The following is a 20,335-nucleotide window of genomic DNA, read 5'->3' on the forward strand; positions in this document are numbered from 1 at the left end:
GCGTGACGCGATCATCGGGGCGCGGCGTGAAAAACTGCTTAAGGCGCCGCGCCATGCAGGGCGCTGCGGCGCAATTCGCGGCTGAAGTGGTGTTAGCGGCGGCCTTCGCGCAGCCAGGCCGCGGTGATCAGGCCGAGGCTCAGGAGCAGCACGAGCCAACCGGGCAGGAGCGCCGTCTGCCGCACGTCGCGGGTCTCGTAGGCATCGCGCGGGGTCAGGCCGATCCACCCCCGTCCTGCAGCGGGGCGTCCGGCGCGCACCGAGCGGATGCGCGGTAGGCCATCCTCGATCCGGACCGTGCCGCCACGCATCGCAGCCATGACAGGTTCCAGGATCTCTCCGGTCGCGATGGTCGCTTCGAACTCGCGCGGGGCGGCGGGACCAAGGCCGATGACGGACGACTCGTCGCCGTTCTCGAGCCTGTAAAGGCCGATCTCGGCCCCCTCGAACACGCCCTCGAACACGCCGGGATCGCCTTCGGAGAGCTCCAGTTCGGTCACGTTGCCCGACGGGTCGGTGATCGTGACCGGTGGCACATTTTCCTCCAGCGTCCGTCGCAGGATCCGCATGGTCTGGCCTGTGGCCTGCGCGGTCAGCGCCTCTTCCTCGAGCTCCGGCTCCTTCATCATCCAGTGCGCGAGGCGTCTCAGCAGTTCGAGTTGCGGTCCGCCGCCCTCGTAGCCGCGGTTCCACAGCCAGGCATGGTCCGAGGCCAGAAGCGCGACGCGGCCTTCTTCGACGCGGTCGAGGATCAGCAGAGGGCGGCCGTCGATTCCCTCCATCACCACGTTACCTTCGGACCCGGTGAGGTCGATCTGACGCAGCCAGCGGCCCCAGTCGCCCCGACCGGGCAGGTTGGTGGTTACGGGATGGCGGTCGCCGAGGTCGGTGACGACCGGGCGGTAGGGCTCTTCCAGCACCCGCGCGGAGGGTGCCGCGGGCAGCAACGGCCCCAGCGGCGAGCGGTAGATGCTGTCCGCCCCGGCGAAGTCCGGCCCCGCCGCGACCAGCACCGCGCCGCCCTGCCGAATGTAGTTTGCCACGTTGTCGAGATAGAGGCTGGGCAGGATGCCGCGGCGCTTGTAGCGGTCGAAGATGATCAGGTCGAAGTCGTTGATCTTCTCGAGGAACAATTCCCGGGTCGGGAAAGCGATCAGCGACAGCTCGCCCACCGGCACGCCGTCCTGTTTCTCGGGCGGGCGCAGAATCGTGAAATGCACCAGATCGACCGAGCTGTCGGATTTCAGCAAGTTGCGCCAGGTGCGTCCGCCGGGATGCGGCTCTCCGCTGACCAGCAACACGCGCAGACGATCGCGCACGCCGTTCATCTGGATCAGCGCGGTATTGTTGCGGTCGGTCAACTCGCCCTCGGCCTCGGGCACGGTGAACTGCAGAACGTTGCGCCCACCGTGCGGCAGGGTGACCGGCAACTCGATGTCCTGACCGATGGGCACGTTGAAGCTTTGCGGTTCCTCGCCGTCGACGGAAATCTCAAGCGGCGCGGTTGCGGCAGCTTCGGGCGCCGCTCCCATGTCCTCGATGCGCAGCGTCAGGGTCACCGGTTCCCCGATGATCGCGAAAGCCGGGGCGTTGCGGATGATCAGGCGCCGGTCCCAGTCCTCGGCGCGCCCGGTCAACACCAGGTGCATCGGCGCGGGCAGGTCGAGCGGCAGGTCCGCGTCATGCACCCGCCCGTCGCTGAGCGCGACAACGCCCGCGATGCGCGCGCGCGGCTCTTCAGCCAAGGCGCGCGACAACGTGGTCATCAGCTGCGTGCCGGCGTCTCCCTCGCCATCGGGCACGGCGATCCGGCGCACCTCGGTATTCGGACGCCCAGCGATCTCGGCTTCGAGCGCCTCGGCGGCATCGCGGGTCTGCGCGGGCCGGTCCGACAGGCCCTGGCTGGCGCTTTCGTCCTCCAACAGCATGACGATGTCGGTCAAAGGTGCGCGGTCCTCCTGCTGGTAGGACGGGCCGAGAAGCGCCCCCAGCACGACGAGGGCCGCAAGCCCGCGCAGCGCCCAGCCCGTGAGGCCGCGCAGCAGGGCAAGGCCGACCATCAGCACGGCCACAAGGGTTACCGCGGCGAGGAAGGGCCACGGGATCAGCGGGTCGAGGACGATCTGTCCGACGGCGTTCATTGGCCGAGCCTGTCGAGCAGCGCAGGCACGTGGACCTGGTCCGACTTGTAGTTGCCGGTCAGCACATGCATCACGAGATTGACGCCGAACCGGTTGGCCAGCTCGCGCTGGCGCTCGCCGGCGAACCCGCGCCCGATCGGGACCAGCGGCGCGCCGTTCGCACCCACCGCCCAGGCCGCGGCCCAGTCATTGCCGCCGATGACAATCGGCGTCACCCCGTCGTTGAGGTTGCGGAACGGCATGCCCTCGACCTGCTCGGCATCCGGCGGCGCGGCCTCGACCCAGACGTCGCGGCTGGCGTGGCGGCCGGGAAAATCCTGCAGCAGGTAGAAGGTTCGCGTCAGCACATGATCGGCTGGCAGCGGCTCCAGCGGCGGGATGTCGAGCGGGGCGGCGAGGTCCTGCAGCTTGCGCCCGTTCGGGCTCGAGGTGCCGAAGCGCGCGATGTCGGCGTCGCGGGTGTCGAACAGGATCAGCCCGCCCGAGCGCAGGTAGGTGTTGAGCCGGACGTAGGCTTCGTCGGAGGGACGTGGCTGGTCAGGCGTGACCGGCCAGTAGAGGACCGGGAAGAAGGCCAGTTCGTCGCGCTCGAGGTCCACGCCCATCGGTTCGGCGGGCTCGACCGAGGTGCGGTAGAACAGGGTCTCCGACAGCCCGCGCAATCCGGCCTGCGCGAGGTCGTCGATCCGCGCGTTTCCGGTCAGCACATGGGCCAGCACGACCTCGGACGTCGCTTCCAGCGCGAAAAGTTCCTGCTCCGGCGAAGTCTCCTGCGCCGTTGACGTCCCTGGCGGAAGGTGGCCCGCGGCGAGTGCGAGCGCGGCGATTGCGGCCGTCCGGTGCAAGCCTCCGCCAAGCCGGCCCGAGAGCGCAAGCGAGGCGATCACATCGGCCAGCAGCAACAGGATGGCAAGGCTCAGAAGCCAGCCGGCAAGGGGGCGTTCAGGCGGCATCGCGAAGCCTCGGACGGGGATGTCCGATGGCCAGCTTGTCGGGCGCAGCACGTCCTCTGCCCCGACCACGTTGCGCGCAAGGCGCCTCTCGCCCGAGGCGTAGATGCCTGGGCGCATCTCGGGACCCGGCGGGGCAGAGACCAGGTCGGGACCCGGAACGCCCGGCAGGTTGCCGGCATCCTGAAGTGTCCCGTACCCGTCCATGACCTGCAACGGCCGCCATGTCGTGCCCTCCAGGCTTCCCGCGTCGGGACCGGCGGTCGAGGCCGAGATCGCGAGACGTTCCAGCATCTGCACGAAAAGGCCCGACAGCGGCAGGGTTGACCAGTCCGCCGTGGCTGTGACGTGGAAGAGCACGATCTGGCCTTTCTCGCGGGCCTTGCGTGTAACCAGCGGGGTGCCATCGGCCAGCTCGGCGATGACCCGCGCGGCGAGCGTCGGATCGGGTTGCGCCATGACCTGGCTCGTCACTTGGACGTCGTCGGGGATGGTCAGGCCGAAAAACGGCGAGGTTTCCGAGAACGGGGCGAGGGACTTGGGCTCGCCCCAGCTCATCGCACCGCCCACCGTGCGCCCTCCGCTACGCAGGCGCACCGGCATCATCGGATCCTCGTCGATCCGGCTGACGTCACTGGCCGCGACACGCGGCCCGGCAAACCGCACCAGCATGCCGCCCTCGTCGATCCAGTCGCCCAGCCCCTCGGCCTCGGCCTCCGAAAGTGTCGCGACATCGGCAAGGATGATCACGTCCGGGTTCGCCGGCAGAACCTCGCTAAGCGCGCCGTCGATCAGGTCGGCTGTCGGTGCCAGCGCCTTCTCAATGTAGTGCAGCGGCGACAGCAGCTCGAGCCCCTCGCGGTTGTCGCGCCCGGCGATCAGGGCCACCTCGCGGCGCCGCAGCGCATCGTCGGCTAGCGTGACCGCCCCGGCGGACCGCTGACCCTGGATGTCAAAGCGCGAGATCCGCGCGCGCATTTCGGATGGCAGCGACAGGGCGGCGGAGGCTTCGGTCTCGCCGTCCGCGAACTCGACCGGGACCGAGGCGAGCACCGTGGCGTTTCCGGCCGGGTCGCGGCCTTGCGCCTGAACGGTCACGGCGCGCGCCGGCCCCGGCGCCGCGCGGGTCGCCGTCAACTGGACGGCCCCGTCTTCGTAGCCCGCCGGTCGAAGCGCCAGAACGTTGCCTGCGGTCTGGTAGACCTCGACGGCGCCCTTTGCGCGAAACGCGGCGAGCAGGTCGTCGCGGCCCGGATAATCCAGCCCGTCGCTGAACCAGAGCGTGTCGAACCCCTCCATCGCCTGCACGAGACCCACCGCTTGCGCGGCTCTTGCGGGGCCTGGCTGCCAGGGTGCCGGCAGGAAGCCCGGCAGGCGGCTGCGCCAGCTGTCCGCGGCCTGGAACACCGGTGCTTCGGGCCGCGCGAGGTCAAGCATGGCCACCGTGTGTCCGGCGCGGCTGGCCCGGCTCAGCTGTGCCTCGATCGCCTCGGCCTGATCGCTCCATCGCGTGGCGCCCGCCCAGCTTCCGTCGAGCACCAGCAGCAGCGGTCCGCTGCCGCGTTCGCCGCCGTCCTCCGGGTTCAGCACCGGACCGGCAAGGCCGATGATGATCGCCGCGGCGGCCAGCATCCGCAGCAGCAGCAGCCACCACGGCGTGCGGTCTGTCACACTTTCGTCGTCCGTGAGCCCGAGTAGCAGCGCGACGCCCGGAAAACGACGCCGGATCGGCGCCGGAGGCACCGCACGCAGGATTAGCCAGAGGATCGGCAGCGCCAGCAACGCCAGCAGAAGCCAGGGGGCGGTGAAACCTATGGGGCCCAGAACCGTCATCGCGCGCTCGCCGTGTCGAGAGCGCGGTAGAGCCACAGAAGCGCCGACTGCGCCGAGGCGTCGGTGTGATGCAGCCCGTACTGCCAGCCGGTCACGGAGCAAAGCCGCTGCAGCTCGGTCTTGCGCGCGGCGAGACGTTCCAGATAGCGCCCGCGCAGGTCGCTGGCTTTCAACGTCTCGTGGCTGAGCGTGCCACCGACGCTTTCAAAGATCGTCCGGCCTCGGAATGGAAACGCCTCTTCAGACGGATCAAGCAGCTGCAGGACCACGCCGCGCACGCCGCGATCGGCGGCCTTGGTCAGCGCGGTGCGCATCTCGTCGATGTCGCCGAGGAAATCCGAGATGAAGACGGCGCGGGCAGACGGGATCATCGCGCGATGCTCGGGCGGTTCGTAATCGGCCGCGGAATCGCGCGAGAACATCTCGGCCAGCCGCAGGATCTGCGCATTGCCACGCCGGGGCGGCAGGCTGGTGCCGGTCAGGCCCACACGCTCGCCGCCGCGCACCAGCAGGATCGCCGTCGCAAGCCCGAGAAGCCGCGCCCGGTCGGCCTTCTGCGGCAGGTCGGGCGATGAGCCGAAGCGCATCGAAGCGCCCTGATCGACCCACAGCATTACCGATTGCGCGATCTGCCACTCGCGCTCGCGCACGAATTGCTGGTCGCCGCGCGCCGAACGCCGATGGTCGATCAGCCGTCGGCTGTCACCCAGCTGCGCCGGGCGATATTGCCAGAAGTCGTCGCCCAGCCCGGCCCGGCGCCGCCCGTGGTCGCCCAGCAGCACGGCGCCGGCCAGCCGCTCGGCGCGCGCCAGCAGCGGCGGCAACCGACCGGCTTCGGTTTCGGCGGCGGACCGAAGGGTGACGGGTCGGCTCACGCGGCGGCCCTGGACCCGGCGAGGCTGTCGGCGGTGTTGTCGATGAGACCTTGCAGGCTGTCGCCGCGGGCGCGGGCAGCGAAGTTCAGCGCCATGCGGTGGCTCAGCACCGGCCGCGCCATGTCGAGCACGTCTTCGGCCGAGGGCGCAAGCCGGCCCTGCAGCAGCGCCCGCGCGCGGACCGTCAGCATCAGCGCCTGCGCCGCACGCGGCCCGGGGCCCCAGGCGACGGTGTCGCGCACCGTCTGCGACGCGTTCTCGTCCTCCGGCCGGAAGGCCCGGACCAGATCGAGGATCATCTCGACCACGCTGTCGCCGACGGGCATGCGCCGCAGCAGGCGCTGCGCGTCGAGCAGTTCGCCATCGCTGAACACCTGCGTCGAGGCTTCCTCGGTCTCCCCGGTGGTGGCCAGCAGGATGTCGCGCTCGGTGTCGCGGTCGGGGTAGATCACGTCGATCTGCACCAGAAAGCGGTCGAGCTGTGCCTCGGGAAGCGGGTAAGTGCCTTCCTGCTCGATCGGGTTCTGGGTCGCGAGCACGTGGAACGGCACGCCCAGCGGACGGTCGGCGCCGGCCACTGTCACGGTCTTTTCCTGCATCGCCTGCAACAGCGCAGATTGCGTGCGCGGCGAGGCGCGGTTGATCTCGTCGGCCATCAGCAGCTGGCAGAACACTGGACCCTGAATAAAGCGGAAGGCGCGCGATCCGTCGGCGCCGGTCTCGAGCACTTCGGAGCCGAGAATGTCGGCAGGCATCAGGTCGGGCGTGAACTGGATCCGGTTGCCATGCAGGCCCATGACGGTCGACAGCGTCTCGACCAGACGCGTCTTGCCGAGGCCAGGAAGGCCGATCAGCAGCCCGTGTCCGCCGCACAGCAGCGCCGCAAGCGTGAGTTCGACCACGCGCTCCTGCCCGATGAAGCGGCGGGTGATCGAGGCCTTCGCCTCGGCCAGCTTGTCGCCCAGGGCTTCGATCTGTGCGACCATGTCGTCGGCTTCGCTCATGACAATCTGCTCCAGTGTCTTATATCTCGATAAGTCTATCGCGGCGCGGAGAAATGGCAAAAGCAATGAGCGGACAAAACTCCGTGACACCTTCCGCCGAAAGCCTTGCGGCGTCGTTAACCGCCGCGAAAACAAGCGGAAAGCCCCCCGTACATCTCTGGGATCCACCGTTCTGCGGCGATCTCGACATGCGCATCGCGCGCGATGGTACGTGGTTCTACCTCGGCACACCGATCAACCGGCCCGCCCTGGTGCGTCTGTTCTCGTCGATCCTGAAGAAGGAGAAGGGGCGCTATTTCCTCGTCACACCAGTCGAGAAGGTGGGCATCGTGGTGGACGATGCCCCTTTCGTCGCCGTGGATTTCGATGTCGAGGGCCAGGACGAGACACAGGAGCTGACATTCGAGACCCATGTCGGCGACAGGGTGGCGGCCGGACCGGACAACACAATCCGTGTCGCGCGCGATGCGGAGACCGGTGAGCCGTCTCCTTACGTGCATGTTCGTGCCGGTCTCGAGGCGCTGATCGACCGCAAGAGCTTTTACCGCCTCGTCGAACTCGGGACCGAGCGGGACGGCTGGTTCGGGGTCTGGTCCGGCGGCACGTTCTTTCCAATCATTCCCGCAAAGGAGTTGCCATGACCCGCAACGTCGCCGTCATCGTTGGAACCGGAAGCGGGTTATCGGCGTCCCTTGCGCGCCAGCTTGCCGCGCGCGACATGCAGCTGGTGCTCGCCGCACGCGATACCGGCAAACTGAAGGATCTGGCCGGCGAGACCGGGGCCGAGACCGTGGCGATGGATGCCAGCGACCCGGCGCAGATGGCCGCGCTGTTCTCCGACCTGCCGGGGCGGTTGAGCATTGCGATCTACAACCCGTCCGCCCGCCAGCGCGCGCCGCTTGTGGAATTGGACCCCGAGTCGGTCCGCACGGCGATCGAGGTGACCGCCTTCGGCGCTTTCCTGATGGGCCAGCAGGCGGCGCGTCTGATGCTTGAGAACGAGGGCGACGTTAAGGGCACGATCCTCTTCACCGGCGCCTCCGCCGGGGTCAAGGGTTTCGCGAAATCCGCACCCTTCGCCATGGGCAAGTTCGCCCAGCGCGGCCTCGCGCAGTCGATGGCCCGCGAGTTGCACCCGCAGGGGATCCACGTCGCCTGGGTCAACATCGACGGCGCCATCGGCGACGCGCAGCCCACAGCGGCGGACGGCGACCGCAGGCTCGATCCCGATGCGATCGCGACCGCTTACATGGCGCTGATCGATCAGCACCGCTCGACCTGGAGCAACGAGCTGTCCCTGCGGCCTTGGGTCGAATCGTTCTGAACCGTCAAAGGTGTTTCGATCACTCAGCGAAGGGTAAAAATTCTTCCAATTGGATTGCGCGGCACGGGCGGCTACCAAATCCCAAAACGGGAGACGCCATGCTGAAATTCGCCGCGAATCTGAGCCATCTCTGGGTCGAACTGCCCTATCTCGACCGGTTCGAGGCCGCAGCCGCGGCCGGGTTCGAAGCCGTCGAAGTCCTGTTTCCTTACGATGTCGCCGCCAAGGACACACGGCGCGCGCTGCTGAGCAGCGGTCTCGAGATGGTGCTGATCAACGCACCGCCGCCGAATTACACCGGCGGCCATCGCGGGTTTGCCGCCGTTCCGGCGCTCCGGGAACGGTTTCGACGGGATTTCGCACGGGCGCTCCGCTATGCCGACGCGCTGCGCGTTCGGGTGCTGCATGTCATGACCGGCGTGGCCGACGGCATCGATGCCCGCGCCACCCTGATCGAGAATCTGCGCTGGGCGCAGGCCGAAATCCCTGACGGGCTGACGCTGACGCTCGAGCCGCTGTGCGACGAGTCGCTGCCCGGCTACTTTCTCAACGACTACGCGCTTGCGGCAGAGGTGCTCGACGAAGTCGCGTCCGACCGGATCGGGCTGCAATTCGACAGCTACCACGCCCAGACCATCCACGGCGACGCCACGGAAGTTTTCGAGACCTATCGCCGTCATGTCCGCCATATCCAGATCGGCGACGCGCCCGGCCGGGGCGTGCCAGGGAGCGGGACGGTGGACTTCGACCGGCTGTTCGCCGCCATCCGTGCCAGCGGCTACGACGGCTGGGTAAGCGCCGAATACACACCCGGGCCGCAGACCGAGGCCGGGCTCGGTTGGCTGTCGGCGGCGCGCGGATAGCGACGGGGTCAGACAAGCTATCGGCTTGCCGCGCCGTCAGCGGGGAAGACCGCGCTTCAGTGCGCCTCGGCCCAGTTCGCGCCGCGGCCCGCGTCGACAGTCAGGCTGGTGTCGAGCTTTACGACCGGCGCCGCCGCGCCTTCCATCACGTCGCGCGCCACGCCGATCAGGTCGTCCGCTGCACCCTCGTCGACCTCGAAGAGCAGTTCGTCGTGGACCTGCAGCAGCATCTTCGCCGGCAGCTTTTCGATCGCTTCGGGCATGCGGATCATCGCGCGCCGAATGATGTCGGCCGCAGTGCCCTGGATCGGCGCGTTGATCGCCGCGCGCTGGGCAAAGCCCGCATGCGGCCCGCGGGCGTTGATCTCGGGCGTGTGGATCTTCCGCCCGAACAATGTCTGGACGAAGAGGTTTTCCTTCGCGAAAGCCTTGGTGTCGTCCATGTAGGCACGGATGCCCGGGAAGCGTTCGAAGTAGCGGTCGATGAAGCCCTGCGCCTCGCCGCGCGGGATGCGCAGGTTGCGCGCCAGCCCGAAACCCGAAATGCCGTAGATCACCCCGAAGTTGATCGCCTTGGCGCGTCGCCGGATATCGGGCGTCATCTCGTCCAGCGGCACGTCGAACATCTCAGACGCGGTCAGCGCGTGGATGTCGAGCCCGTCCTTGAACGCCTGCTTGAGCTCGGGGATGTCGGCGATATGCGCGAGGATCCGCAGCTCGATCTGAGAATAGTCGAGCGAGACCAGAACCTTGCCGTCTTCGGCGACGAAGGCCTCGCGGATGCGCCGGCCTTCCTCGGTCCGGATCGGGATATTCTGCAGGTTCGGATCGGTCGAGGCGAGCCGGCCGGTACTCGCGCCCGCGATCGAATAGGAGGTGTGCACGCGCCCGGTTTCCGGGTTCACGTGATCCTGCAGCGCGTCGGTGTAGGTCGATTTCAGCTTCGAGATTTGCCGCCAGTCGAGGATGCGGCGCGGCAGTTCATGCTCGGTCGCGAGGTCCTCGAGCACGTCAGCGCCGGTGGAGTAGGCTCCGGTCTTGCCTTTCTTGCCGCCCGGCAGGCCCATCTCGTCGAAGAGGATCTCCCCCAGCTGCTTGGGGCTACCGACATTGAACTGGCGTCCCGCAAGCCCGTAGATCTCGTCCTCGAGCCCTGCCATCTTTTGGCTGAAGGCGTTCGACATCCGGCTCAGCGTGTCGCGGTCCACGCGAATCCCCGCGCGTTCCATCTCGGCGAGCACGCCGACCATCGGGCGTTCGAGCGTCTCGTAGACCCGCGTGACCTGCGCCCGATGCAGCTGCGGCTTGAACATCTGCCAGAGGCGCAAGGTGATGTCGGCATCCTCGGCGGCATAGGCCACGGCGTCCGCCACCGGCACCCGGTCGAAGGTGATCGCGGATTTCCCCGACCCCAGCAGCGGCTTGATCGGGATCGGAACGTGCCCGAGGTAGCGCTCGCTCAGCAGATCCATGCCGTGCCCGTGCATCCCGGCATGCATCGCGTAGGACATCAGCATCGTGTCGTCGATCGGCGCGACGGAGATCCCCTGCCGGGCGAAGATTTTCACGTCGTACTTCATGTTCTGTCCGATCTTCAGGATCGACGGATCCTCGAGCATCGGTTTCAGCATCTCCAACGCCTCGTCGAAGGGCATCTGCCCCTCGGCCAGATCGTCGGAACCGAAAAGACCCTCTCCGGCGCTCGACTTGTGGGTCAGCGGCACGTAGCAGGCCTGCCCCGGTTCGACCGAAAGCGACACGCCGACCAGTTCGGCCTTCATCTCGTCGAGCGCGGTGGTCTCGGTGTCGACCGCCACGTAGCCGCGCTCATAGATCCGGTCGAGCCAGATCTGCAGACCCGCGGCGTCCTTGACGTGCTCGTAAGCCGCGGTATCGAACGGTGCCTGTTCGACCTCTTCCGGCGCGTCCTCGGGTGCGGCGGGCTTTTCCTCGATCACCGGCGCCTCGACGCCCAACTCCTCGGCGATGCGGCGGGTGAGCGTGCGGAACTCCATCTCGGCGAGGAAAGGCATCAGCGTTTCGGGGTCTGGGTCGCGTACCTCGAGATCGTCGAGCGAGAAGTCCAGCGGGGTTTCGCAGTCGAGCAGCACCAGCTTGCGACTCAGCCGGATCTGATCGGCATGGGTCAGCAGGGTCTCGCGGCGCTTGGGCTGCTTGATCTCCTCGGCGCGCTCCAGCAGCGCGTCGAGATCGCCGTATTCGTTGATCAGTAGCGCCGCCGTCTTCACCCCGATGCCCGGGGCTCCCGGCACGTTGTCGACCGAATCCCCGGCCAGCGCCTGCACGTCCACGACCCGGTCGGGATAGACCCCGAACTTCTCGAAGACGCCGTCGCGGTCGATGCGCAGGTTCTTCATCGCGTCGAGCATCTCGACCCCGTCGCCGACAAGCTGCATCAGGTCCTTGTCCGAGCTGATGATCGTCACTCGTCCGCCCGCGTCCCGGGCCTGGCAGGCCAGCGTCGCGATGATGTCGTCGGCCTCGAAACCTTCTTTCTCCTTGCAGGCGATGTTGAAGGCTTCGGTCGCACGCCGGGTCAGCGGGATCTGCGGGCGCAGATCTTCGGGCATTTCGTCCCGGTTGGCCTTATACTGGTCGTAAAGATCGTTGCGGAAGGTGTGACTGCCCTTGTCGAAGATCACCGCCGCGTGGGTGGGCGCGTCGGGGCCCTTGGCGTCCTGGATCATCTTCCAGACCATGTTGCAAAAGCCCGCGACCGCCCCGATCGGCACGCCGTCGGACTTGCGCGTGAGCGGTGGCAGCGCGTGGAAGGCGCGGAAGATGAAGGCCGATCCGTCGATCAGGTGCAGGTGGTGACCCTTGCCGAATGTCCCGGCCATTGCGCTCTCCTCAGGTTACGGCGCCCCTTGTGCCACGAAGCGGGGCAGGCGGGAAGCGCCCGCAGGCGGCAGGGCGCCGCCGGCGCGCCGGACGGGCCGCCTGCTGACAGCGCGTGACGGCAGGCTCACGCCTTGGCCGCGTGGTCCTTGTGGATGTACTTGCAGTCGCAGTAGCCGCATTCGACGAAACCCGTGTCCAGCGGGATCTGAAGCCAGACGCGCGGATGGCCAAGCGCGCCTTCGCCGCCGTCACAGGCGACGCGGTAGCTCTCGACGATCTTGGTTTCGGGCGCGGGCAGGCTCATCGGGCGGGTCCTCGGATCTTGCGGCGGAACGCCTTTCCTTATGACCAAGATGGCCTGCCTCGGCAAGACCGGGGCGCGGGTTTGGCTCAGGTCCGGTCGATGCGCAACTGGTAGCAGTTGTTGCGCGCCGACCGGACGTGGATCCAGGCGACGCACGGGTCTTCGAAAATCGCTTTGGCTCTTGTGGCGAGGCTGTCGCGGGGCACTACCGCCCCTGTGCCGTAGACGATGCGCTCGTTCGCCGAATAGCCCTTGATCAGGTAATCCGGCGAGGTGGTCAGGATGTCCGGAGTGTCCGCGCCGCCGCCGCGCTCGCAGGCATCGGCGCAGAGAAAGATCGGGCCGGTCTCGGCATAGGGATGCAGATGCGCGAAAGGACGATGGGCCAGAATCAGCATGTCCGCGCCTGCCGGGACGTCACGCAGGCAATGCCGGCAGGGATTGCCCTCCCCGTCCGAGACGGCGCGTTCGGGGGGCGTGCCGTAGGCGTCGGGCGCGCCGTTTCGAAGCGCTTGGACGGTCTCGGTCGGCAGGGCGGTGTAACGGATCTGGGTCATGACTGGCTCCTGTTGTCGGTTGGTTCTCTGCCAGATGCTACCGGGTGCGCGCGACCCGGATGATGCGCTTTCCCAAAGGGACTCCAAAATAGAACAAAAGGTGAATATTCTGTCGGTCGCTGCCACCGATTCCCTGCCTGTGCCATGTTCATCGAGCTTTCCGCGACCTCGAACTTCTCGTTCCTGAAAGGCGCCTCGCATGCCGAGGAATACATGGACCGCGCCGCGGCCCTGGGTATGGCGGCGCTGGCCATCGCCGACGAGAACTCGGTCGCCGGCATCGTGCGCGCCCACACCCGCGCGCGCGAGATCGCGCGGCAGGCGGCCGAGCGGCGTGACTGGGACGCGCGTCACGGCCCGATTGGACCGCCGGCGCCGGAGGGGTGCCCGCGCGATCCCGGATCGTTTCCGGTCTTCGCCAGCCCGCGCCTTATCCCCGCGGCGCGGCTGGTCTTTCGCGACGGGCCGGCGGTGACCGCGCTGCCGGAAAGCCGTGCGGGCTGGAGCCGGCTCTGCCGGCTGATCTCGACCGGACGGCTGCGGGCCGAGAAAGGGACCTGCGCTCTCGACTTTGCGGAGCTCGAAGAGCTTGGCGGGCCGTTGCAACTGATCCTCTGGCCACAGGCGCTGCCGGTCGAGGGCGGCGCGGACGGGTGGGTGCCATTTGCGAAACGCCTGACGCGCCGCTTTGCCGGCAAGCTGCACATCGGCCTTGCCCCGCAGTACGACGGGCGCGACCGCCAGCGCTTTGCGCGCCTCTCGCGGCAGGCCGAGACGCTGGGCCTGCCGACCGTGGCTAGCTCGGCCCCGCTGATGCATCACGGCGCGCGGCGCAAGCTGGCCGACGTGGTCACCGCCATCCGCCTGCGCCGCCGCGTCGACGCGCTGGGCCGCGAGGCCCTGCCCAACGGCGAGGCGCGGTTGCGCTCGGAGGCCGAGATGCGCCAGATCTTCCGCGGGTTCGAGGCGGCGGTCGACCGCAGCGGCGCGCTGGCGGGCGGGCTGCACTTCTCGCTCGACGAATTGCGCTACGAATACCCCTCGGAAATCGCGCCGAACGAAACACCCGCCGCGCGCCTGCGCCGGCTCTCGCTCGAGGGGCTGCGCTGGCGCTATCCCTCGGGCGCGCCGGAGAAGGTCGAAAAGCTGCTCGAACACGAGCTCGCGCTGATCGCCAAGCTGAAATACGAGCCCTACTTCCTCACCGTGCGCGACATCGTCGCCTTCGCGCGGGAACGCGGCATTCTTTGCCAGGGGCGCGGCTCGGCGGCGAACTCGGTGGTCTGTTACTGTCTCGGGGTCACCTCGGTCTCTCCCGAGATCGGCACGATGGTTTTCGAGCGTTTCGTGTCGGAGGCCCGCGACGAGCCGCCCGATATCGACGTCGATTTCGAGCACGAACGCCGCGAGGAGGTGATCCAGCACATCTACGACCGCTACGGTCGGCACCGCGCCGGGCTTTGCGCCACGGTGGTGCATTATCGCGGCAAGCGCGCCATCCGCGAGGTCGGCCGCGCGATGGGGCTGACCGAGGACACGATCTCGGCGCTGTCCTCGCAGCTCTGGGGGTTCTTTTCGAGTGCGGGAATGGAGGACACGCGGATGCGCGAGATCGGGCTCGATCCCGAGGACCTGCGCCTGCGCCAGACCATGGAGCTGATCCACGAGATCGACGGCTTCCCGCGGCACCTCAGCCAGCATGTCGGCGGCTTCGTGATCACCGAAGGGCGGCTCGACGAGCTGGTGCCGATCGAGAACGCGACGATGGAGAACCGCACGGTCATCTGCTGGGACAAGGACGACATCGACACGCTGGGCATCCTCAAGGTCGACGTGCTGAGCCTGGGGATGCTGACCTGCATCCGCAAGGCCTTCGACCTTCTGAAGACCCACCACCGGGTCGAGCACACGCTGGCCACCCTGCCGCCCGAGGATGGTCGGGTCTACGACATGCTGTGCGCCGCCGACAGCGTGGGCGTGTTTCAGGTCGAGAGCCGCGCGCAGATGAACTTCCTGCCGCGGATGCGCCCACGCTGCTTTTATGATCTCGTCATCGAGGTGGCGATCATCCGGCCCGGACCGATCCAGGGCGACATGGTCCATCCTTACATCCGGCGGCGCAACGGCGAGGAGGCGGTGAGCTTTCCCTCCGACGAGCTGGGCGCAGTGCTGGGCAAGACCCTGGGCGTGCCGCTGTTCCAGGAACAGGCGATGCAGATCGCCATCGTCGGGGCGGGCTTCACGCCGGACCAGGCCGACCGGTTGCGGCGTTCGCTCGCGACCTTCAAGAAACACGGCAACGTCAGCGAGTTCCGCAGCCTGTTCCTGCGCGGCATGGCGCGCAAGGGCTATGACAGCGACTTCGCCGAGCGCTGCTTTTCCCAGATCGAGGGGTTCGGCTCTTACGGCTTTCCCGAAAGCCACGCGGCAAGCTTCGCGTTGCTGGTCTACGCCTCGGCATGGATCAAGTGTCACCACCCGGGCATCTTCGCCTGCGCGCTGCTCAATGCACAGCCGATGGGCTTCTACGCCCCAGCGCAGATCGTGCGGGATGCGCGCGAACACGGGGTCGCGGTGCGGCCGATCTGCGTGAACGCGAGTTTCTGGGACAACGTGATGGAGCCCGACGGCAAGGGCGGGCTGGCGCTGCGGCTCGGGTTTCGGCAGATCAAGGGGCTGGCCGAGGAGGATGCGAGCTGGCTGACCGCGGCGCGCGGCAACGGCTACCGCACGGTGCGCGACGTCTGGCGCAAGGCGGGGCTTGCGCCGGGGGTGCTGGAGCGGCTGGCCGAGGCGGATGTTTTCGCCGAACTGGGTCTCGAACGGCGCGCGGCGCTCTGGGAGGCCAAGGCGTTGGCCCCCGGCGCGCCGCTGCCGCTGTTCGCCGGCGACCTCGACGGCGAGGCCATCGACGAGCCGGCCGCCCTTCTGCCGGAGATGACCGCGGGCGAGGCGGTGGTGGAGGATTACGTCGCCACCCGGCTCACCCTGCGGGCGCATCCGGTGGCGCTGTTGCGGCATCTGCTGACGCCGGAGGCGGGCGTCGCGCATTGAGGACTTTCTTGCCTCCGGCGGGGATATTTCCGAACCAGAGAGGGCCTCGGAAGGGAAAGAGGTTCACCCGGGCGGGCCGAAGCGGTACAAGGCGCAAAACCCGCGAAAAGGGAGATCCGAGCAGATGAGCCATCCCAAACCCGTCGTCCTGTGCATTCTCGATGGCTGGGGCTTGAGTGAGCGGGGCGACGGCAACGCGCCGCTGCTGGCCGAGACGCCGACGATGGATCGGCTGATGGCGGATTGTCCGCACGCGACGCTGACGACTTTCGGGCCGGATGCCGGGCTGCCGAGCGGGCAGATGGGCAACTCGGAGGTCGGGCACACCAACATCGGCGCGGGCCGGGTCGTGGCGATGGACCTCGGACAGATCGACCTTGCCATCGAGGAAGGACGGTTTGCGAAAAACGACCGGCTTGGGGCGTTCATCGCGGCGCTGAAGCAGAGCGGTGGTGCGGCGCACCTGCTGGGCGTCGTCTCGGACGGCGGGGTGCACGGGCATGTCGCACACCTCAAGGCGGCGGCCGCGGCAATCTGCGACGCGGGCGTGCCGGTGGCGATCCATGCGCTGGCTGACGGCCGCGACGTGGGGCCGAAAACGGCCGAGAAATATCTGGCCGATCTCGAGCCGGCCCTGCCCGAGGGTGCGCGGATCGCGACGGTGATCGGGCGCTATTTCGCGATGGACCGCGACAACCGCTGGGACCGGGTGGCCAAGGCCTATGCCGCGATCGTTCAGGGCGAGGGCGCGCGCGCCGAAACCGCGCAGGAGGCGATCGAGGCGGCCTACGCGCGCGGCGAAACCGACGAGTTCATCGCACCGACGGTAATCGGCGATTACGCCGGGGCGCGCGACGCGGATGGGGTCTTTTGTCTCAACTTCCGGGCCGACCGGGCGCGCGAGATCATGGCGGCGATCGGCGCGCCGGAGTTCGATGCCTTCGAGACCGGCGAGCGCCCGGACTGGGCCGCGCTGATGGGCATGGCGCAATACTCCGAGGCGCATTCGACATACATGAGCGTGATGTATCCCAAGCCCGAGATTTCCAACACGATCGGGGAGTGGGTGGCGAACCAGGGCTTGCGTCAGTTCCGGTTGGCCGAGACCGAGAAATACCCGCACGTCACCTTCTTTCTCAACGGCGGAGAAGAAAACGCCTTCGAGGGCGAAGAGCGCTTCATGCCGAAATCCCCCGATGTCGCGACCTATGACCTCAAGCCCGAGATGTCGGCGCCCGAGGTCACCGAGCGGCTCGTGGCGGCGATCGAGGAGGGCTACGACCTCATCGTCGTGAACTACGCCAACCCCGACATGGTGGGCCATACCGGCGATCTCGCGGCGGCGATCCGGGCCTGCGAGGCGGTGGATCAGGGCCTCGGGGCGGCTCTGGCGGCGCTGGAAGCGGTCGGCGGGGCGATGATCGTCACTGCCGATCACGGCAACTGCGACGTGATGATCGACCCCGAGACGGGCGGTCCGCATACCGCGCACACGCTGAACCCGGTGCCGGTGATCGCGGTCGGCGCCCCGCGCGGTAAGACTCTGCGCGACGGCCGGTTGGCCGATCTCGCACCGACGCTGCTGGAGATCATGGGGCTCGAGCCGCCCGAGGAGATGACCGGGACGAGCCTTCTGCGATGATGCGCCTCGCCGCCCTTCTGCTTTGTCTGCCCGTCGCACTGGCCGCGCAGGGCGAGCCGGCCGAACGGGCGCGGACGGCGATCTCGGAGCTCGATGCCGCAAGCACGCAACTGGCGGAGGCCGAAAGCGCGCGCGACCGGGTCTGGGCGCTGACGCGCACGATCCAGGCTTTCGAAAGCGGGCTTGCCGCGATGCGCGCAGGCTTGCGCGAGGTCGCCATCCGCGAGACCCAGCTGAGCACGCGGCTGATTGCGCGCGAGGACGAGATCGGGGCGCTGCTGACCGTGCTGCAGAAAATCGGGGGCAACCCGACGCCGGTCGTGCTGCTGCACCCGGCGGGACCCGCCGGGACGGCGCGCGCGGGCATGCTGCTGGCCGAGATGACGCCGGAGCTGAACCGCAGGGCGGCCGAACTGCGCCGCGATCTGGAAGACCTGCGGATCCTGCGGGACCTGCAGACCGATGCCGAGGCGCGGCTGCGCGAGGGGCTGCAGGAGCTGCAGGGTGCGCGCGCCGCGCTCAACCAGGCGATGGCCGACCGGACGGACCTGCCGAAACGCTTTACCGCGGACCCGGTGCGCACGGCGATCCTGATCTCGGCTTCCGAGACGCTGGATGCCTTTGCCAGCGGGCTGTCGGAGATCGCGGTCGACGAGACCGGGGCTTCGGCGCCCCAGCCCGACCTTGTTCCCGGGGCGTTGCCGCTGCCGGTGCAGGGCGTGGTTCTGCGCGCGGCGGGCGAGGCGGATGCCGCCGGCGTCACGCGCCCCGGCCTGATCCTCGCCACGCGCCCCGGCGCGATCGTCACCAGCCCCTCGGCGGCGACGATCCGCTACGTCGGCCCGCTGCTCGACTTGGGGCAGGTGGTGATTCTGGAACCGAAGTCGGATATGCTCTTCGTTCTCGCCGGGCTCGACGTGACCTACGGTGCGGCGGGCGAGGTGATCGGTGCCGGTACGCCCTTGGGATTGATGGCTGGCGCCGAGGCGAAAAATGACGCAGACCTGTCACCAGATGGTGATGGCTCTGGCACTGGGCGAACGGAAACGCTCTATATAGAAGTGAGGCGCAGGGATGTCCCCGAGGATCCGGCGCGCTGGTTCCGAACCGATGAGGATGGATAGGGCACAATGAGAAAATTCGTAATGGCGACCGTCGGCGGGATCGCGGCAGGTGTTGTCGCGAGCACGCAGATCGCCGGGCCGCTGCTGGCGCAGGAGGCCGCCAAGTCGGGCAACGTCTACGAGCAGTTGGACCTTTTCGGTGACATCTTCGAGCGCATCCGGGCGCAATACGTCGAGGAAGTCGACGCCGAGGATCTCGTCGAGGCGGCGATCAACGGCATGCTGACCTCGCTCGATCCGCATTCGAGCTACCTGTCGCCCGACGATGCGGCGGCGATGCGGGTGCAGACGCGGGGCGAATTCGGCGGGCTCGGAATCGAGGTGACCCAGGAAGAAGGCTTCGTGAAGGTGGTCTCTCCGATCGACGGCACGCCGGCCGACGAGGCCGGGATCGAGGCCGGAGATTTCATCACCCATGTCGACGGCGAGTCGGTGCTCGGGCTCAACCTCGACGAGGCGGTGGAGATGATGCGCGGGCCGGTCGGCTCGGAGATCATCATCACCGTGGTCCGCGAGGGCGAACCGGAACCCTTCGATGTCACGCTCACGCGCGACACGATCAAGCTGACGGCAGTGCGCAGCCGGACCGAGGGCGCGTCGGTCATCCTGCGCGTGACGACCTTCAACGACCAGACCTTCGAAAACCTCGAGGCCGGCTTCGAGAAGGAGGTCGAGGCTGCGGGCGGGATCGACAAGATCAACGGCATCGTGCTCGATCTGCGCAACAATCCCGGTGGCCTGCTGACCCAGGCGATCAAGGTCGCCGACGCTTTCCTCGACGAGGGCGAGATCGTCAGCACGCGTGGGCGCAATCCGCAGGACGGCGACCGGTTCAACGCCACCGAGGGCGATCTTGCCGACGGCCTGCCGATCGTGGTGCTGATCAACGGAGGCTCCGCATCGGCCTCCGAGATCGTCGCAGGGGCGCTGCAGGATCATCACCGTGGTGTCGTCGTCGGCACGAAGAGCTTCGGCAAGGGGTCGGTTCAGACCGTCATGCCGTTGCGCAGCGAGGGTGCGATGCGCCTGACCACGGCGCGCTACTACACGCCCTCGGGCCGCTCGATCCAGGCGCTGGGCGTGTCGCCCGACATCGTCGTGGCGCAGCCGCGGCGCGACCCGGCGGCGGAGACCGAGGAGGACGAGAACGGCTCGACCTCGCGCGCGCTGCGCTCCGAGGCCGACCTGCGCGGCAGCCTGAACAACGACAGCCTCAGCGAGGACGAGATCAAGCAGATCGAGGAGGACCGCGCCAAGGCAGAGGCCGCCGCGGCCCTGCGCGAAGAGGACTACCAGCTTGCCGTCGCCGTCGACATCCTGAAAGGCCTGTCTGTGCTCGACCGCGAAGAATAGGCGGACACGTCAGCCGCTACAGACGCCCCCCGCGGTTCCGCCGCGGGGGCGTTTTGCATTCGGGATGTCGTCAGTCGGTGTCTGCGCAATGACGCCGGAAGGCGCGCTTGAGCATGTCGATTTCGGCCCGGAGCAGGTCGACCTCGGCCTGAAGGTCGGCCCCGAGGGCCTGCCCGGCAAGCACCGCGAAACTGCCCAGCGTCTCGCCGTCGAGATCGTCGCAGATCACGAAGGTCTGCAGCCCTTCCTGGATGCTCTCCGGCGGGATCGGCACCGCGAGCCGCCAGTCGCCGTCATCCGAGGGCGGTGTCAGGGTCACACCGGCAACCGCCTCGCCGCGCAGCAGCACCGAAATCGCCGGGTCCGTGCTGCCGACGCCTGAAATGCGTCCGTGCCAGACGCCCTTGCGGATACCGGTTGCCGTGATCTCGCGCCGTGCCATTCCGGGC

The 20,335-nt window shown here is 68.1% G+C and carries 15 protein-coding genes; 7 read left to right on the forward strand and 8 right to left on the reverse strand.

All coding sequences use genetic code 11. From position 1 onward, the window contains the following. Positions 1-92 precede the first annotated feature (92 nt). Genes R5H30_RS09810 through R5H30_RS09825 form a run of 4 tightly spaced genes read right to left on the reverse strand, consistent with a single transcriptional unit; the run spans position 93 to position 6,803 of the window. The gene (locus tag R5H30_RS09810) at positions 93-2,141 is read right to left on the reverse strand and encodes a hypothetical protein (RefSeq protein ID WP_318328098.1); all 2,049 of its coding nucleotides are present in this window, start codon (positions 2,139-2,141) and stop codon (positions 93-95) included. Then, on the reverse strand, positions 2,138-4,924 hold the full coding sequence (locus tag R5H30_RS09815) for a DUF4159 domain-containing protein (protein ID WP_318328100.1): 2,787 nt from the start codon (positions 4,922-4,924) through the stop codon (positions 2,138-2,140). Before R5H30_RS09815 ends, R5H30_RS09810 begins: the two co-directional genes overlap by 4 nt. After that, on the reverse strand, positions 4,921-5,799 hold the full coding sequence (locus R5H30_RS09820) for a DUF58 domain-containing protein (protein WP_318328101.1): 879 nt from the start codon (positions 5,797-5,799) through the stop codon (positions 4,921-4,923). Before R5H30_RS09820 ends, R5H30_RS09815 begins: the two co-directional genes overlap by 4 nt. Continuing rightward, on the reverse strand, positions 5,796-6,803 hold the full coding sequence (locus R5H30_RS09825; RefSeq protein WP_318328102.1) for an AAA family ATPase: 1,008 nt from the start codon (positions 6,801-6,803) through the stop codon (positions 5,796-5,798). The genes R5H30_RS09820 and R5H30_RS09825 overlap by 4 nt, the downstream gene beginning before the upstream one ends. A gap of 65 nt (positions 6,804-6,868) precedes the next feature. Here R5H30_RS09825 and R5H30_RS09830 point away from each other — a divergent pair, with 65 nt between their 5' ends. The 3 genes from R5H30_RS09830 to R5H30_RS09840 all read left to right on the forward strand — a co-directional run bounded on the left by R5H30_RS09830 (position 6,869) and on the right by R5H30_RS09840 (position 8,990). After that, a complete protein-coding gene (locus R5H30_RS09830) occupies positions 6,869-7,444 on the forward strand; it encodes a DUF1285 domain-containing protein (RefSeq protein ID WP_318328103.1) in 576 nt (191 codons plus the stop codon). Beyond that, on the forward strand, positions 7,441-8,127 hold the full coding sequence (locus R5H30_RS09835; protein ID WP_318328104.1) for an SDR family NAD(P)-dependent oxidoreductase: 687 nt from the start codon (positions 7,441-7,443) through the stop codon (positions 8,125-8,127). The genes R5H30_RS09830 and R5H30_RS09835 overlap by 4 nt, the downstream gene beginning before the upstream one ends. 98 nt (positions 8,128-8,225) lie before the next feature. Continuing rightward, the gene (locus R5H30_RS09840) at positions 8,226-8,990 is read left to right on the forward strand and encodes a hydroxypyruvate isomerase family protein (protein ID WP_318328105.1); all 765 of its coding nucleotides are present in this window, start codon (positions 8,226-8,228) and stop codon (positions 8,988-8,990) included. A gap of 56 nt (positions 8,991-9,046) precedes the next feature. Here the strand turns inward: R5H30_RS09840 and polA are convergent, their stop codons facing one another. The 3 genes from polA to R5H30_RS09855 form a co-directional block, all read right to left on the reverse strand. Then, the gene (polA, locus tag R5H30_RS09845) at positions 9,047-11,851 is read right to left on the reverse strand and encodes a DNA polymerase I (protein WP_318328106.1); all 2,805 of its coding nucleotides are present in this window, start codon (positions 11,849-11,851) and stop codon (positions 9,047-9,049) included. A gap of 125 nt (positions 11,852-11,976) precedes the next feature. Further along, on the reverse strand, positions 11,977-12,156 hold the full coding sequence (locus R5H30_RS09850; protein WP_318328107.1) for a zinc-finger domain-containing protein: 180 nt from the start codon (positions 12,154-12,156) through the stop codon (positions 11,977-11,979). Between the two features lie 86 nt (positions 12,157-12,242). Further along, positions 12,243-12,713, reverse strand: coding sequence for a DUF1203 domain-containing protein (locus R5H30_RS09855; protein WP_318328109.1), 471 nt, complete (start codon positions 12,711-12,713; stop codon positions 12,243-12,245). Positions 12,714-12,857: 144 nt separating this feature from the next. Between R5H30_RS09855 and R5H30_RS09860 the strand changes: the two genes are divergently transcribed. The 4 genes from R5H30_RS09860 (at position 12,858) to R5H30_RS09875 (ending at position 19,886) form a co-directional block, all read left to right on the forward strand. After that, positions 12,858-15,767, forward strand: coding sequence for an error-prone DNA polymerase (locus R5H30_RS09860; protein WP_318328110.1), 2,910 nt, complete (start codon positions 12,858-12,860; stop codon positions 15,765-15,767). 124 nt (positions 15,768-15,891) lie between these two features. Beyond that, positions 15,892-17,409, forward strand: a complete 1,518-nt coding sequence (gene gpmI / locus R5H30_RS09865) for a 2,3-bisphosphoglycerate-independent phosphoglycerate mutase (protein ID WP_318328111.1) — start codon at positions 15,892-15,894, stop codon at positions 17,407-17,409. Next, a complete protein-coding gene (locus R5H30_RS09870; protein WP_318328112.1) occupies positions 17,406-18,533 on the forward strand; it encodes a murein hydrolase activator EnvC family protein in 1,128 nt (375 codons plus the stop codon). The genes gpmI and R5H30_RS09870 overlap by 4 nt, the downstream gene beginning before the upstream one ends. 6 nt (positions 18,534-18,539) lie before the next feature. Next, positions 18,540-19,886 (forward strand): S41 family peptidase, encoded by a 1,347-nt coding sequence (locus tag R5H30_RS09875; RefSeq protein ID WP_318328113.1) that lies wholly within the window; start codon positions 18,540-18,542, stop codon positions 19,884-19,886. A 70-nt stretch (positions 19,887-19,956) separates the two neighbouring features. Here R5H30_RS09875 and R5H30_RS09880 read toward each other — a convergent pair whose 3' ends face one another. After that, positions 19,957-20,328, reverse strand: coding sequence for a hypothetical protein (locus R5H30_RS09880; RefSeq protein ID WP_318328114.1), 372 nt, complete (start codon positions 20,326-20,328; stop codon positions 19,957-19,959). Positions 20,329-20,335: the final 7 nt, after the last annotated feature.

This window comes from Roseobacter sp. FCG-D35 (genome assembly GCF_033436665.1).
GTDB lineage: Bacteria > Pseudomonadota > Alphaproteobacteria > Rhodobacterales > Rhodobacteraceae > JAWQFO01.